The sequence below is a fragment of the Lentzea sp. CA-135723 genome, from assembly GCF_050936595.1.
In the GTDB taxonomy this organism is placed as follows: domain Bacteria; phylum Actinomycetota; class Actinomycetes; order Mycobacteriales; family Pseudonocardiaceae; genus Lentzea.
On sequence record NZ_JBNJMK010000001.1, the window covers coordinates 850216 to 865008 of the forward strand.

10 protein-coding genes and 3 pseudogenes are annotated in these 14793 nt (G+C 69.2%); 10 read left to right on the forward strand and 3 right to left on the reverse strand.

All coding sequences use genetic code 11. The annotated features are described in order from the left end of the window. The first annotated feature begins 48 nt into the window (after nucleotides 1-48). Together ACQEU1_RS03470 and ACQEU1_RS03475 are read left to right on the forward strand one after the other, a co-directional pair. On the forward strand, nucleotides 49-2130 hold the full coding sequence (locus ACQEU1_RS03470; RefSeq protein WP_433196122.1) for a penicillin acylase family protein: 2082 nt from the start codon (nucleotides 49-51) through the stop codon (nucleotides 2128-2130). Nucleotides 2131-2133: 3 nt separating this feature from the next. Further along, on the forward strand, nucleotides 2134-3075 hold the full coding sequence (locus ACQEU1_RS03475) for a TauD/TfdA family dioxygenase (RefSeq protein WP_433196124.1): 942 nt from the start codon (nucleotides 2134-2136) through the stop codon (nucleotides 3073-3075). Between the two features lie 31 nt (nucleotides 3076-3106). Here the strand turns inward: ACQEU1_RS03475 and ACQEU1_RS03480 are convergent, their stop codons facing one another. Next, a complete protein-coding gene (locus tag ACQEU1_RS03480) occupies nucleotides 3107-3871 on the reverse strand; it encodes a GNAT family N-acetyltransferase (RefSeq protein WP_433196126.1) in 765 nt (254 codons plus the stop codon). Here ACQEU1_RS03480 and ACQEU1_RS03485 point away from each other — a divergent pair. The 7 genes and pseudogenes from ACQEU1_RS03485 (at nucleotide 3833) to ACQEU1_RS03515 (ending at nucleotide 12160) form a co-directional block, all read left to right on the forward strand. After that, nucleotides 3833-4294: a hypothetical protein gene (locus ACQEU1_RS03485; RefSeq protein ID WP_433196128.1), complete on the forward strand. Its 462-nt coding sequence runs from the start codon at nucleotides 3833-3835 to the stop codon at nucleotides 4292-4294. The two genes, ACQEU1_RS03480 and ACQEU1_RS03485, sit on opposite strands and share 39 nt — an antisense overlap. 1035 nt (nucleotides 4295-5329) lie before the next feature. Further along, nucleotides 5330-6262 (forward strand): hypothetical protein, encoded by a 933-nt coding sequence (locus ACQEU1_RS03490; RefSeq protein WP_433196130.1) that lies wholly within the window; start codon nucleotides 5330-5332, stop codon nucleotides 6260-6262. Then, on the forward strand, nucleotides 6259-8136 hold the full coding sequence (locus ACQEU1_RS03495; RefSeq protein WP_433196132.1) for a caspase family protein: 1878 nt from the start codon (nucleotides 6259-6261) through the stop codon (nucleotides 8134-8136). The genes ACQEU1_RS03490 and ACQEU1_RS03495 overlap by 4 nt, the downstream gene beginning before the upstream one ends. A gap of 10 nt (nucleotides 8137-8146) precedes the next feature. Beyond that, on the forward strand, nucleotides 8147-9169 hold the full coding sequence (locus ACQEU1_RS03500; RefSeq protein ID WP_433196134.1) for an AAA family ATPase: 1023 nt from the start codon (nucleotides 8147-8149) through the stop codon (nucleotides 9167-9169). A gap of 17 nt (nucleotides 9170-9186) precedes the next feature. After that, nucleotides 9187-10437 (forward strand): annotated as a pseudogene (locus ACQEU1_RS03505) (hypothetical protein); the annotation flags it as partial. Between the two features lie 234 nt (nucleotides 10438-10671). Then, nucleotides 10672-11553 (forward strand): annotated as a pseudogene (locus tag ACQEU1_RS03510) (protein kinase domain-containing protein); the annotation flags it as partial. Nucleotides 11554-11920: 367 nt separating this feature from the next. Then, complete coding sequence (locus tag ACQEU1_RS03515) at nucleotides 11921-12160, forward strand: class I SAM-dependent methyltransferase (protein ID WP_433211292.1); 240 nt, start codon at nucleotides 11921-11923, stop codon at nucleotides 12158-12160. A 156-nt stretch (nucleotides 12161-12316) separates the two neighbouring features. Here the strand turns inward: ACQEU1_RS03515 and ACQEU1_RS03520 are convergent, their stop codons facing one another. Both ACQEU1_RS03520 and ACQEU1_RS03525 read right to left on the reverse strand, forming a co-directional pair. After that, nucleotides 12317-13048 (reverse strand): cold shock domain-containing protein, encoded by a 732-nt coding sequence (locus tag ACQEU1_RS03520; protein WP_433211295.1) that lies wholly within the window; start codon nucleotides 13046-13048, stop codon nucleotides 12317-12319. Beyond that, nucleotides 13043-13246 (reverse strand): annotated as a pseudogene (locus ACQEU1_RS03525) (cold-shock protein); the annotation flags it as partial. The gene ACQEU1_RS03520 and the pseudogene ACQEU1_RS03525, both read right to left, overlap by 6 nt. 157 nt (nucleotides 13247-13403) lie before the next feature. Between ACQEU1_RS03525 and ACQEU1_RS03530 the strand changes: the two are divergent. Then, nucleotides 13404-14711 (forward strand): protein kinase domain-containing protein, encoded by a 1308-nt coding sequence (locus tag ACQEU1_RS03530; RefSeq protein ID WP_433196136.1) that lies wholly within the window; start codon nucleotides 13404-13406, stop codon nucleotides 14709-14711. Nucleotides 14712-14793: the final 82 nt, after the last annotated feature.

Sequence of the window (14793 nt, forward strand, 5' to 3'; positions counted from 1 at the left end):
GTTCTCTCTGGAGTGTTCGCGCTGTGGTGGGCCGTTCCGGTCGCCTTGGTGGTCGCCCTCGGATGGGGGATCGGCTATCTGCGCGTGCACCGTGCTCGCGTCGCTCTGGAGTTCCGGATGGCGCGTGCGCTCGTGACGTCGCACGCGGACTGCGGCGGCGCCTCGGTGCCCGGCCTCGACGACGAGGTGCGGGCAGAACTGCGGTCCGACGGCGTCACCCGGATCGAGGCCGCGTCGTGGCTGGACGCAGTCCGGGCGCTCGGGTTCGTGATGGGCCGCGATCGGGGCTTCCACCTTGACCTGCTGCGACGCACCGCCGCCGGGCGCCTGGCCGAGGTGTGGGGCAGGACAGCGCTGCCCGTGGACGTCCAGCACCGGCGACTCGGGTTCGGTGCCGCCGCGAAGGCCGCGGCCGGGAAGCTGGAGGCCCCGGAACGAGAGCTGCTCACAGCGTTCGCGGACGGAGTGAACGCGGCGCTGGCGAGCGTGCCGTTCGAGAGCCGGTTCCTCTCCTACCGGCCGGGAAGGTGGACCGTCGAGGACAGCCTGCTCATCGTGCTGTCGATGTACCACGGACTGTCGTGGAACGAGCAGAGCAAGCGGGCGGAAGCCGTGGTGCGAAGGGCGTTCCCGGAGGACGTCGCATCCTTCTTCTTGCCGGGCGGGGGAGGCGTGCCCGAGGAGTTGGCGCGGTTCCGAGGTCACGGCGAGAACCTGGTCGAGGTGGGCGCAGCGGTCGCCGGGTCTAACTGCTGGGTCGCGGGAGATCAGCTCGCCTGCGACCCCCACCTACCGCTGACCATGCCGAACATGCTCTACGAGGTCGACCTGGCCTGGCCGGGAGGGCGGGTGCGGGGACTGGCCACGCCGGGCCTGCCGGTCGTGCTCACCGGGACGAACGGTCACCTCGCCTGGGGCGTCACCAATCTCAGCGCCGATGTGCTCGACCTCGTCCCGGCCGAGGAGACCGAGGACCAGATCGCGCGCATCCGTGTGCGTGGCGGTCAGGAGGCCGAGTGCCGCACCGTCTGGACGGGCTCACTGCCGGTGTCGCCCGAGCCGCTGATGGGTGAACCGGTCGCACTCCGCTGGACCGGGCACGATCCACGTGCGTGCGACCTGAAGTTCCAGCGCCTCGTCCACGCGACGAGCGTCGCGGAGGGCGTGCGCGTCCTGGAGGATGCCGACGGCATCGCACTCAACGTCCTCATGACGGACTCGGCCGGAGCCACCGCGCACCTGGCGACCGGCCTGCTGCCCCGGAGGCCGGGAGAGGGGTACCTGTCCGGAGCAGAGCGCCCCGGACTGCTCGACCCGGCGGACGGGATTCTGGTGTCCGCCAACGACTCCGCGTTGCCCGACGAGCCGTTCAGGATCGGTTACGACACCGATCCAGGCTTCCGCGCGCGGCGGATCCGGTCCCTGCTGGCCGGGCACGACGGTGACATGCGCGCGCTGCAGAACGACACCTCGGTCGAGCTGTACGAGCCGTACCGCGACATCGCGGTAGGTGTGCTGGCCGGGCGCGACGACATCGCGGCCGCGCTCCTCGCATCGTGGGACGGCAGGTCCGATGTGGACTCTTCCGCGTTCGCCGTGCTGGTGAGGCTGCGGGAGGTTCTCGCGCGACGGGTGCTCTCGCCGTTCTTCGCGCCGTGCCGCGAGCTGGAGCCGAGGTTCCGGTACGCGTTCCGTTGTGTGGACCGGCCTCTGCTGGCGATCCTGCGCTCCGGCGACCCCGCGTTGGTGCCTGATGGCCTTGTCGAGGAGTGCGTCGACCAGGCGGTGGAGGGTGGGGCGCCGCGGTGGGGAGAAGTCAACCAGGTCGGGCTGGACCACCCGCTGGCCGCATTGGTGCCGTGGGCGGCGCCACTGCTGGGCGTCGCGGCGACCGCTCAGCCGGGTGCGCTGCACGCCGTTCGCACGTGCGTGCCCGGCTTCGCCGCCGCCGGCCGTTCCGTGCTGTCGCCCGGTGGCGACGCGTCCTTCGAAGTCCCGGGTGGTCAGTCCGGCCACCCGTTGAGCGTCCACTTCGCTGATCGCCACGAACAGTGGTCGAGCCCCGTGGCCTCGGTGAGCCGGCGGCACACCGAATGCGCGTACGTGCTTCGGCCCGGAGAGAGGAACTGACCCATGCGTGACTCCTTGCCACATGTGCTCACCCCAGCTGAGACGGGTGACGACCTGTTCGACTGGATCACCCGCAACGGCGCCGAGGTCGACGAGGGACTGGCTCGCGCGGGCGCGGTGTTGTTCCGCGGGTTTGACATCGCGACACCGGACAGGTTCGAACCGGTAGCCGAGCTGATCTGCGGCGAACTGGTGGCGGACAACGGTGAGCACAACCCGGTCTTCGACGGCAGCAGCGTGCAGACACCGGTGTTCTACCCACCGGACAAGCACCTGCTGTGGCACAACGAGAACTCCTTCAACGCCGAATGGCCGCTGCGCATCGTGTTCTGCTGCGGACAACCCGCGGAAACCGGCGGGGAGACGCCGGTGGTCGACAGCCGGCTCGTCTACGAGACGCTCGATCCCGCTCTTCGCCGCCGGTTCGAGGAACGCGGGGTCGGCTACCAGCGCGTGTACCGGGCTGGACTGGGCCTGACGTGGCAGCAGGTGTTCGGCACCGACAGCAGGGCGGAGGCCGAACGACGGTGCGCGGAGACCGGTCTGCGTCACGAGTGGCTTGACGGTGACCGGCTGCGCACCACGTGCGTCCGCCCGGCAGTGGTCAAGCACGCGGGCTCCGGCCGGATGTCGTGGTTCAACCAGGCCCAGCACTGGCACACGGCGTGCCTGGACGAGCAGACGCGCGCGGCGCTCCAGGAGTTGTTCAGCGAGGACGAGATGCCGAGGTCGTGCCGTTACGGCGATGGATCGGAGATCGAGGACTCTGTGATGACCGAGATCCTCGACGTCTACCGGAGCCTCGAGTCCGCGTTCCCGTGGCACAGGGGAGACGTCCTCGCGGTCGACAACGTCGCGGTTGCTCATGCGCGGAACCCCTTCACCGGCAAGCGGAAGCTCTTCGTCGCGATGGGCGGCGCCGGCTCCTACCCCGGCGAGGTGTAGTCCCAGGCCGGCCCGACGCGCGTCCACCGACTCACCGGCGGCTGAAGTGATGGCTTCGGAATACCTCGGAGTACCCGAGCCGCTGGTACCAGCCGTACGGCCAGTCCTGGGTGTCCGCGGTCAGGAAGGACAGCGCGCATCCAGCCTTCTTCGCTCGGACGAGTGCCGCGCACACGAGTGCCGCGCCGTGTCCCCTACCACGGAATTCGGGATGCGTGACCAGGCTTTCGAACTGCGCCACCGCAGCACCGCGGTCGACGTACAACTCGGCATGCGCGGCGATCTCGTCGCCCTCGTAGGCTGCGAGCACCGTCAGGTCGGCACCCCTGGTGCACAGCCCGACGCGATCGGCGAGCTGCCCAAGACGCTCGTCGGTTGCGTCGGGCAGCTCTCGTCGCCAGTCGCGGATCAACGCCGGCCGAACCACCTCCAGCGAAACCGCGCACACCGGTTGCGACACCGCCTCGGCCGGCGCGCCCGAGTGGACCATCGTGGCGACGACGTCGTGACGGTAGCCGGCGGCGGTGAACTCCGGCGCCAGCCACACCCCCAGCGCATCGTCGTCGACCGTCACGTACCGGTGTGCCAGCTCAGCGCCTCCCAACACCGCGTCAGCGGTTCTGATGACCTCGTCCGCACTAGCCGGTGCGGTGACGACTATCCGGTTGTGATTGTGCGACAAGGGAAAATCCCGCTGCAGAAGGACGAATCCCCACGGCAGCTCCACCACGTGGCTCGCCTGGGCGCGCGCGAACCGGTGTTCGAAGCCGAGGATCTGATCGATGTGTTCAGGCACCCGACAAGAATGCCGCTCCGACCGGACGCGGTCGAATTGGTTTCGTCGGCGATGGATCTATGTCGAGCACATCTCGAGCGTGGGGACCGTGCTGTCGCGGAGGTGCTGAAACGGGATGGGATTCCACGCCTGTTGAGGCAGAAACCGAAACAGAACAAGCGCCGACTTGCGGATGGGTGGCAGGACAGCACGGTCTGGGTGATCGCGCAGAACCCGAAGTGCACCGGGTGCGGTCCAGCCGACATCGGCCAGGTCGAGATCGTGGAGATCGCGGGCGACGTGGCCGAAGTCTGGGCGCGCAGCATCAAGTTCGGGCAGGTGACCGGCGCGGTGAACGCCAGACCGCGTGGCCGGGTCGTCGGCGTGAGCGCGGTGACAACGGCTGGCCTGGCCGACTGGGGGAAACGGAGTTTCACCTACTAATCCGGTGCCGGGAAGCCGGCAGCTCTGACACCCACGAGCGCGCCTCAGGCCGGTCCAGGCTGCGACCATCACGGTGGTGCGGCGGCGCGGCAAGTCGTCCACTTCAGACACTTGTTCGGTGCGGCGGGCGCGCTCGACCTGTGCCCAGATCTTCGGGCCGTCCGGGTGTCCGCGCTCCAACACCCTGTCGTCGGGTGGGTGCGTCAAACACGTGGGCGCGCACGGCGCGCACGGTGCCGGACGACGCAGAGCCGGGCAGCGCGACGCGGTCGAGGGTGTGCCGTGCGATACCTTTTCGAGCGGCACAGGGGCGGTGAAACCGTCGTGCTGCTGGTCGAGTTCGCGGCGCGGGAGAATTCCGGCTGGGCTATCTCCGTATCCAAGGTGGGCTGCTCAAGCCTGGCACCGATCGTTGGAGGGGCCTGTTCGCAGGCATCAAGGCTTCGTTCTCGGCCATTGATCGGGGTGTGGTCGATGAAGCGGGAGACAAGTCGCCGCAGTGACGCACGGAGAGTGAGCTTGACAGTGCTCACCTGTCTCTGCTGCTTCAGTGTTGACCGAAAGTCGTGCCAGTAAGTCGGTTGCACACGACCCGTCCGGTGCGATGTGTTCCGCAAAGAACGGCACGGGCCGACATCTCGGGCGGCCTCGTTGATCGCTGTCCAGACCTTGCTCGGGCTGGCGACATTGCTGGTGCTGGTTCGCAACCGCCGGCATGTCGTGACCACGTCGGCGGCTCCGCTCCGCCGGGAACAGCGGGCGTCGCTCAATGTCTCGGATGCATCACGATAGGATTCTTCGGCGCACATTGTCCTGTGTTGGGCGATAACAACATAGAGCGATCGAGTCGGAGAGAAGGCGTTGACCACAGTCCTCTACATACACGGCACCGGTGTCCGTCAGCCGGCGTACGACATCGCATTCGCCGAGTTCAGGGGCGGGGTCGAGCGAATTCGCCCGGGTTTCACGGTCGCGCCGTGCTACTGGGGTGAGCAGGTCGGAGCAAAATTGCTCGCGGGCGGCGTATCGGTTCCGGTGCGAGATTCCACCCGAGGTGTCCTGAATGGCCAGCAGGACCTGTGGGAGCTGCTGGAAAACGACCCGCTGTGCGAACTCCAGCTGCTGGCCGCCCAGGGTGGTGCGGAACTCGCGCCGAACGCTCCGGCGCCCGGTCAGCGGCTCGCGGCCGCCGCGCGGCGACTCGACCTGGCCGGGCACCCAGTGCTCGCGCCCGACGTCCAGGACGCGGTCGACCATGTGCTGGCGCACGCCAGGTTCACCACGTCGGACGACGTGCTGCGGCCCGCGCTGGCCCGTGCGCTCGTCGCCGAGACGCTGCGTCGCGCGGAAGACAGGCTGGGCCAGGTGCCGGTCGACGGTGCCCGGCTCGACGAGGTCTTGGCGGCGGTGCTGGCGGGGCTCGGAGACTCGGAGCGGGCACCGGGGAGTGTGCTGGCGGGCTTCGTGGCCAGGTCGGGATTGTCGCGGCTGATTGAGCGGCGTCGCCACGTGCTCACGTCGTCGGTGGCGCCGCTGGCTGGTGATGTGCTGGTGTACCTGACTCGAGGTGGACCGGTTCGCGAGTTCATCGAGCAGGCGGTGCTGGCGGCGGAGCCCCCTGCAGTGCTGGTGGCGCACAGCCTGGGTGGGATCGCCTCGCTCGAACTGCTGGTGTCGCGGGCCCTGCCCGGTGTCGAACTACTTGTCACGGTCGGCTCGCAGGCGCCGTTGCTGTACGAGCTCAACGCGTTGCCATGTCTGGAGTTCGGTGCGCCGTTGCCGGAGTGGATGCCGCGCTGGGTCAACGTGTACGACCAGCGCGACCTGTTGGCGTTCGTCGGCGAGAAGCTCTTCCCAGCGGGGGTGACCGATCGTCGGGTGGACAACCGGATCGGGTTCCCTCGCTCGCACAGCGCGTACGTCGCCAACAAGGGCTTCTACCAGGTGCTCGACGAGGTCCTGCCGTGATCGTCGACCCGTTGCGGACACGGGCGGTCGTCGTCGGTGTCGACGAGTACGGCATCGAGGGCTGGAGCCTGCGGGGTCCGGTCGATGACGCCCGCAAGTTCGTGGAGTGGCTGGTTTCGCGCGGGGTGCCCGCAGCGAACATCGAGTTGCTGATCTCGCGTCCGGCGGGTCCGGTGTGCGGGGTGGTGCCGTCCGAGCCGGTGTCGTGGCGGGTGGAGAAAACGTTCACGAAGATGACGTCTTTGAGCAGCGAGTTGCTCATCGTCTACTGGGGTGGGCACGGCGTGGCGGACAACATGGAGTCCTGCCGGCTCTTCTACGGCGACGCCGTCGAACGCAGCAAGCTCAACCTGGACCTCAATACGCTGCTGAGGGCGATGAGGACCGATTCCTACTCCTCCCATCCGCGACAGCTTGTGCTCGTCGATGCCTGTCAGACGTTCGTTCACGATCGCGGCTGGGTGACGTCGCTGCCTCGTTTCGTTCCGGCGATGGGCAGGTCGGAGTCGTCCCGGGATCAGCACGTGCTGTTCGCGACCAGCCCGGGGCAGCTCGCGGTCAACGACGACACCGCGCGTACGGGCTTGTTCTCGCAGGCAGTGCGGGAGGTGCTCGGACAGCTGGCGCCGGGGACCTGGCCGCCGGACCCGGCGGCGTTGAGCGACGGGGTGCGGCGGCGCTTTCAAGCCTGGTACGACGAGGGACGTACCGATCAGGTGCCGAGCTACGTCTCGTTCTGCGGTCGGGGTTCGGAAGAGCACGTGGTGTTCTCGGCGAGTGCGGCGGATCCGCGGGCGACGGCGTTCTCGTCCAACCTGTTGCTGCTGGAAGACGACGCGGTGGGCCGGCTGCGGTCGATCGTCGAGGGTGTGGAGGTCCCCGCCGATCTCGCTTTGATGTACCGGGACGTCGCGCGCGGCATTGCGGGCAGGATGCCGCCGTTTCCCGGCAGTGTCTGGGGTGTCGTCAGCGCGTTGAGAGGCGCGACGGGTGCCGTGCCGCTGTTCGAGTTCCTGGCCAGATTGGCGAGCGCGGGTGGCCGGAACAGCGCGCTGCTGTCGTGGATCAAGGAGCACGCTCCGGAGCACGGAATCGCGCTGGAGTCGTTGGCGAGGTTCAGCGGGCCGTTGCGCGACGTGTACCTGGTGCAGGTGACGCCTGACCTGTTGGGGGCCGGGTTCGACGTGGTGCTGTGGTGCTACGGGCCCTGCGGCGGATGGCAGCTGATGTCTACTTCGGACGGTCTGGCGCTCGGCGCCACCCGTGCCGCGCTGAGCGGGCTGCTGGAGGAAATCCTGGCGGTCGCGGGTTTTGAGCCGATCGTGGAGTTCCGCTTGCCGGTGGACCTGCTGGAGCACCCGGTCGACGAACTGGTGGTCTGCTTCGGCGGGTACGACCAGCGTCTCGGGGACCTCTGCCCGGTGGTCGTTCGGCCGCAGGACCGCCCGCTCAGCCCGGAGTGGGAGCGGAAGTGGGAGCAAGTGCGCGCTGACCAGCCTGGTAGTGCCCGGCCGATGTCGGCGGACGCCGTTTCCGCGTACGACGCCCGTGCGTTGAGGGAGGCGCACACGATCGGCATCACCCGCGACCGCGTGACCACGCCGATCTTCGAGGCGGTCGAGGCCGTGCTGGCCGCGGGTGTCCCGGTGGTGCTGTGGCACCGGCCGAGCGACCTGCACCTCGGCTACCAGAAACCGACTGAAAAGATCTTGTTGGGGCGGCAGCCGTGCGCTGTGCCGGGGGCGGTGAAGGACCAGCGATTCGACGCGGGCAGGTCCCACGTCCCCGGCGACCATCCCGGACTGGGTGTTGTGCTGCTGTGGGACGACCCCAACCGGATCCCGCCCACGATGACCTGGCGAGCACCAGTATGAGGAGAGATCGATGAGCGCCTGGCCCGTCTACACCGGCGAGGGCGTGCCGCACGACCGCGTCGACGCGTTGCCGGACCCGCCGGGCTGGCGGACGTTCACCGGTGGTCCAGCCCTCGCGCATCCGTCTGGGGACGTCGATGCGAGCACCGCGCGCAGGCTCGGCAGCATCCGGTCGCGGGAGGCCGCGGCGGAGGAGATCCAGATGATCAACGCCGCGCTGTACCTGCGGCGACCGTTGCTCGTGACGGGAAAACCCGGCACGGGCAAGTCGACGCTCGCATACGCGGTGGCGAACGAACTGAAGCTCGGGCCGGTGCTGCGGTGGCCGATCACCAGCCGGTCCACGCTCGGCGACGGCCTGTACCGCTACGACCCGATCGGCCGGTTGCGGGAGGAGAACTTGCGGCAACTGCGCGAGCGTGACACCGAACCTGCCTCGGACGGCTCACTGGGCGAGGACATCGGCCGGCACCTGCGGCTCGGCCCGCTGGGAACCGCGCTGCTGCCGTACGACCGGCCGCGGGTGCTGCTCATCGACGAGATCGACAAGAGCGACATCGACCTGCCGAACGACCTGCTCAACGTCTTCGAGGACGGGGAGTACGAGATCGACGAGCTGAGCCGGTTGCCGCTTGCGATCCAGGAAGTGGACGTGATGACCGCCGACCGGGGTATGCGCGCGCCGGTGAGCCGAGGTGTCGTGCAGTGCCGTGCTTTCCCGTTCGTGGTGCTGACCAGCAACGGTGAGCGCGACTTCCCGCCCGCGTTCCTGCGGCGGTGCCTGCGCCTGGACATGAAGGCGCCGACGCCGGAGCAGATCAGATCGATCCTGGGCGCGCACTTCGGCCCGGAGGTGGCGAGCGCGGCGGAGGAGCGGATCCGCGACTTCCTCGCGCTGCGGGACAGGGCGGAGGTGACGACCGACCAGCTGCTCAACGCGATCTACCTGGCCACCTCGGGTTCCGGCCACCACCACTCCGTCGAGGACGTGATCGACGCGGTGCTACGACCGTTGAACGGGACCGGACCGTGATCGACGACCTCGTCGCGGTGCTGTCGGCGGCGGGCATCGAACCGGAGGCGCACGAGTTGCGCGACGCGTTGTGGCTCGCCCAGCACGTCGTCGTGCCACCCGCGGCGGTGCCCGTCGTCGGCGGCACGATCGCGTCTGGTGCCGAAGATGATCCTGCCGCCGTACCGGACCCGGTCGTTGCGGAAGAACCGGCCACGTCGGCCGAACCCGCCGATGACGTGGCTGAGCTCTACGCCGTGCGCCGTGCGGGCGGCGGCGACCTGAAACGGATCCGCGGCGTCGCCGTGCGGCCACCGGTGCGCACGCACCGCAAGTCGAACCAACTCGTCCTGGGCCGCGCGATGCGTCCGTTGAGCAGGCAGGTCAGGTCGCACCGCAGGGTTCTGCTGGACGAGACGGAGACCGTCAACCGGATCGCCGAGGAGGGCATCTGGAGCCCGGTGTTCCGCCCTGACACCGAACGCTGGCTGACGCTGTCGCTCGTCACCGACCCAGGCCCCACGATGGCGCTGTGGCGGCCGCAGATCCAGCGGTTCCGCACGTTCGCCGAGCAGCTGCGCCTGTTCCGCGCCGTCGACGTGCTCTCCTTGGGCGGCCAGCCGCTACGGCAACGCAACGCCGTGCTGGTGATGACGGACGGCGTCAGCGAGGCTTGGCGCAACGGCGAGATGCACGACCGTCTGCGCGAGTGGGGCACCCGAGCCCCGGTGACCGTGTGTCACGTCTTGTCACCGCCCATGTGGGCGGGCACTGGCGCACGGGCGGTCGCTGGACAGGTGCGCGTCCCAGGCCCAGGAGCCCCGAACGCCACGTGGACCACCCGCGACGGTGCTTCGGCGCCAATCCCGGTGGTGCGGCTGGACGCGCCGTGGCTCGCCTCCTGGGCGAGGGTTGTGTCCGGTGCTCCCGGCTGGAGCAACGCGGCGCTGCTCGCACCTCCGCTGCCTTTTGCCGCTGCGTCAGAGGAGTCGCCGCACCAGGTGGTGCAGCGGTTCCGTCTCGGAGTGTCAGCGGAGGCGTTCCACCTGGCGTGTCTGCTGTCCGCGGCCTGGCTGACGTTGCCGGTGATCACGCTGGTGCGCGACCTGATGCTCCCGGAGGCCGACGACGTACGCGTCGCGGAGGTGTTGCTGGGCGGGGTGCTGAGGCGGTGCGGGCCGGAGTTGAGCCGGTACGAGTTCCTGCCTGGGGCGCGGGAGTTGTTGCTGGGGTTCGTGCAGCGCGACGATCTGTTGAAGGTTGTACGAGAGACGACCGGGTTCATCGCTTCGCGGTACGGGCTGGAGTTCGACATCGGCGCGATGCTCGCGAATCCCTCTGCGGGGGCGGGGGAGAGCGTTGACCCGGACTCGCCTGCGGCGGTGACGGCGTCGGTGTTGATGCAGTTGGGTGGGCGGTACCGGATTCTGCGGCCGGATCAGCCGGTCATGGCGGAAGCGGCGGAGGAATACGTTGAACAGGAGATAACCGATGTGATACCGCTCGGAGCAGCAGAGCGACGGATGGTCGATGAGGAGCCGACGCCTCCGCCACCTCTTGCTGGGGGTACCCCCAGGCTGCTCTCGAACAGGTACGAACTCGGGGAGACGCTGGGTTACGGCGGTACCGCGGAAGTACACCAGGGACGTGACGTCCGGCTGGGCAGGGGAGTCGCGATCAAGGTGCTGCGCGCTGACCTCGCCCGTGACGCGCACCGCCAAGAACGGTTCCGCAGACAGGTGCAGAAGGCAGCCGCGCTGAACCACCCCGCGGTCGCGGCTGTGTACGACGCCGGTGAGACGCAGACGGAGTACGGTCCGCTGCCGTACATCGTGATGGAGCACGTCGATGGCAGATCTTTGAGGACCATCATTCAGACTCAGGGGCCTATCTCGGCGAACCGCGCCTGTGAGGTGATGGCTGATATCTGTGCCGCGCTCGACTACCTCCACGGTCGCGGACTCGTGCACCTCAACATCACGCCGCGCAACGTCATGATCACGAAGTCGGGTGCGGTCAAGGTGATCGGACTCGGTCTCGCCGCATCCCTCGGTGAGGCGTCCAGGCCCAGAGAATCGGACGAGGCGTACGGCACCGCCGGATACATGTCGCCAGAGCAGATTCGAGGGGACCCCTTGGACGTGCGCTCTGACGTCTACTCGGCGGGCTGCAATATGTTCGAGCTGCTGACGGGCTCGATGCCGTTCATAGGTGACAGTCCTGTCGCAGTGGCCTACCAGCACATCCGCGATGATCCACGTACGCCTTCGTCGTTGAACCCGCAGGTGCCGGAAGTCCTTGATGCGATCGTGCTGAAGTCCATGCAAAAGCCTCAGTCGAAGCGGTACCAGTCGGCCGCGGAAATGCGCGTTGATCTGGTCCACGCGCTAAACCGCCTGCCGCCACGGGTCGTCCCGGCGAACATCGCGCCGGAGGATCCGCCATCTCCTCTTCCTGCCGATGACGAAAAGCGATCGCGATGGAACTTCTGGCGCCGTTCCTAGACCGCGGACACTTTCAACGGAGGCGGCGCTGGAAACCGCGCGTTCCCTGGTTGCGACTCCACCTGGATGCTCCCGCGGTCCTTGTTCGACCTGTGCTGCTCGAAAAGTCGTAATCGCTGCGTTGCACGGCGGGCGAGTTGGTTGCTCAACCTCGAACGCGGGCGGATGACCGATGAGCAACGCGCCCGCGGCCTCCGGTTCGGTCACCCGGCCAGGGGGCTGGCCGCCGCGTTCCGCGCCGATCTGGCCCGACCGGGGTAGAAACCTGATGCCGGAGTTGAAGGTCCCCGCCGACAGCCTGAGCCACACGGCTCTTCACACCGCCTGGGTCCGGCGTTTCGTGACGCTCGCCGCAGGTATCGATGGACGCACGACGCGTCTGCCGTGCCCACCTGGCACGCGCTGGCCCGAGCTCGATCTGCCGGGCATGACCGAGTTCGAGATCGCCGCGATCACATGTCGATGTACCTCACGCCGGTCTAGGGCGACGCGCGGCCGGCCGAGGTGACCGCGCTGTCGGCTCCTGGCAGTCATCTGCTCCTCGAGCACCTGCAGGCGCTGGAGAAGCAGGGCGCCTTCGGCACGTGAAGGGCTGGGCAAGCACCGTCCGTGCCAGCGCCGTTTCGTTGCCTGTTTCGAGGCGTCGCAGGACTGTCCCGGACGGTCAGGCGAGCTCGACGGCGTCGGCCTGCGGGCCCCGGTCGCTCTGCCGGATGCGGAAGCGCACCCGGTCGCCGGCCACCAGGGGCTCGCTGCCGGAGACCACCGAGACGTGCACGAAGAGGTCGGGCCCGCCCGCGTCGGGGGTGATGAAGCCGAAGCCGCGGTCGGCGTCGTAGCGGGCGACCGTGCCGTCGCCGCCGCGGGCCGCCGGACGGGCCTGGCTGGGGGCCGCGGTGGCCTCCACCGGCTCGCCGGGGGCCACGAACCGCACGTCGCGCGCCTGACGGCCCTGGTCCGTGGTGGCCGTGTCGAACGAGACCCGGTCGCCCTCGGTCGGCAGGTACACCTCGTCGACCAGGGCGCGCACGTGCAGGAAGACGTCGCCCGCACCGTCGTCGGCGGCCACGAAGCCGAACGCCTTCTCCTCGTCGAACCACAGGACGGTGCCGTCGGCACCGTCACCGGCCGCGGCCAGAGGGGCTCGGCGGACCCCGGCGTCGAAGCTCAGCGGTACCAGGTGCTGGGCCTGCGGCCCCTTCTCGCCGGCGACGACGACGAAGGCCACCCGCTGCCCGGCCGCGAGGACGCCCCCGGTGACGATGGAGGAGGAGTGCACGAACACCTCCGCACCCCCGCCGTCCGGCAGGGCGAACCCGTAGCCCTTGGCCGGCTCGTACCAGGAGACGGTGGCGAGCACACCCAGGGCCGCGTCGGGCGCGACGTCCCCGGTCACGGCGACGTGCAGCGCCTGCGGACCGCGGGGGCCCTCACCGGTCTCGAACTCCACCGTCTGGCCCTCGCGCAGCGCACGGGCCGCGCCTTCGCCCTGCACCTGCGAGACGTGCACGAAGATGTCGGCGCTGCCGTCATCCGGGGCGAGGAAGCCGAAGCCGCGCTCGAGGTCGTACCAGCGGACGGTTCCCTGCTGCACTGTGCACTCCTGGTCTGGCGGGTGGGTCGAGGATCCAGTCTCCCAGGTGCCGGATTCCCTCTGCACGACGACGTCGGCACCTGGAGTCAATGCTGAACTGCTACGTCTCGCAAGTCGGAGGTGGCCGATGGCCGGCTCGGCCAAGTAGCGTCGGCATGTGCCAGAAGAGGGTGAGGTCATCGCCGGGCGGTACCGGCTGGCGTCGTCGATCGGGCGAGGATCCATGGGGGTGGTCTGGCAGGCCCGCGACGAGCAGCTCGACCGCATGGTCGCGGTCAAGCTGCTCACCACGGACCGGCGGTCCCCGGACGCGGTGGCGCAGATGCTGCGGGAGGGCCGGGTCGCCGGCCGGCTGCGGCACCCGCACGCGATCAGCGTGTACGAGGTCGTCGAGCACGACGGCAAGCCCTGTCTGGTGCTGGAGTACCTGCCCTCCCGCAGCCTCGCGGCGCTGATCGCCGAACGGGGCGCGCTACCGCCGGGTGTGGTCGCGGCGGTGGGCAGGCAGGTCGCCGCCGCGCTGGCGGCGGCGCACGCGGAAGGCATCGTGCATCGGGACGTCTCGACGTTCAACGTCCTGCTGGCCGAGGACGGCATCGCGAAGATCACCGACTTCGGCATCGCCCGCGCGGTCGGCGAGGGCACGGTGACCGACGCCCGCCTGATCGTCGGCACGCCGGCCTTCCTGGCGCCGGAGGTGGCGGCGGGCGAGGCGGCGACGTTCGCCTCGGACGTGTTCTCCCTCGGCGCGACCCTCTACGCGGCACTGGAGGGCACGCCGCCGTTCGGCGTGGACGACAACCCCTACGCGCTCCTGCAACGCGTGGTCCGGGGAGAGTTCGAGCCGCCGCGGTCGGGTGGCCCGCTCGGCGAGGTGCTCCTGCGCCTCCTGCACCGTGACGCGGCCCAACGCCCGACGATGGCCGAGGCCCACAAGCTGCTCGCGGCGGTCGCGGAGGGACTGCCGCTGCCCGCCGCGCCACCGAAGAGCGGGACGCGGATGCTGCCCGTCCGCCGTCACCTGCTGCGCCGGGTGATCGTGATGGCCGCAGGTGCTGCCGTCCTGGTCGCCGCCGGTGTGGTGATCGGCACTCTCGTCCAGGGCGACCGGCCCAGCAGCAACGCCCAGGCCAACTCCACCACGACCACGACCACGGTCACGACCGCCTGCGTTGCCCGTTACGAGGTGACGAACTCGTGGCCGGGCGGCTACCAGGTCGAGGTGACCGTGGGCAACACCAGCCCACGCGGCCTGACCGGCTGGACCATCACGTGGCAGCCCGCCGCGGGCCACACCATCGGCAACCTGTGGAACGGCACCCTGACCCAGGACGCGACCGCGGTGACCGTCACCAACGCCGGCTACAACGCCGTGCTCGCTGCCGGGGGAACCACCTCGTTCGGGTTCGTCGCCGCAGGTCCTGAACCCGCTCGCCCGGCCGTGACCTGTTCCAGCGCCGGCTGAAACGTCGGCTCACGTTCGGCTCAAGGCGTTGGGGTGCGCGTTTGCTGTTCGCCGGACGCGTCTTTACGGTGAGGGCACAACG

Coding starts and splice junctions, on each gene's coding strand:
- ACQEU1_RS03515 (WP_433211292.1), top strand. CDS start 11,921: ATGCCGGAGTTGAAGGTCCCCGCCGACAGCCTGAGCCACACGGCTCTT.
- ACQEU1_RS03500 (WP_433196134.1), top strand. CDS start 8,147: ATGAGCGCCTGGCCCGTCTACACCGGCGAGGGCGTGCCGCACGACCGC.
- ACQEU1_RS03475 (WP_433196124.1), top strand. CDS start 2,134: ATGCGTGACTCCTTGCCACATGTGCTCACCCCAGCTGAGACGGGTGAC.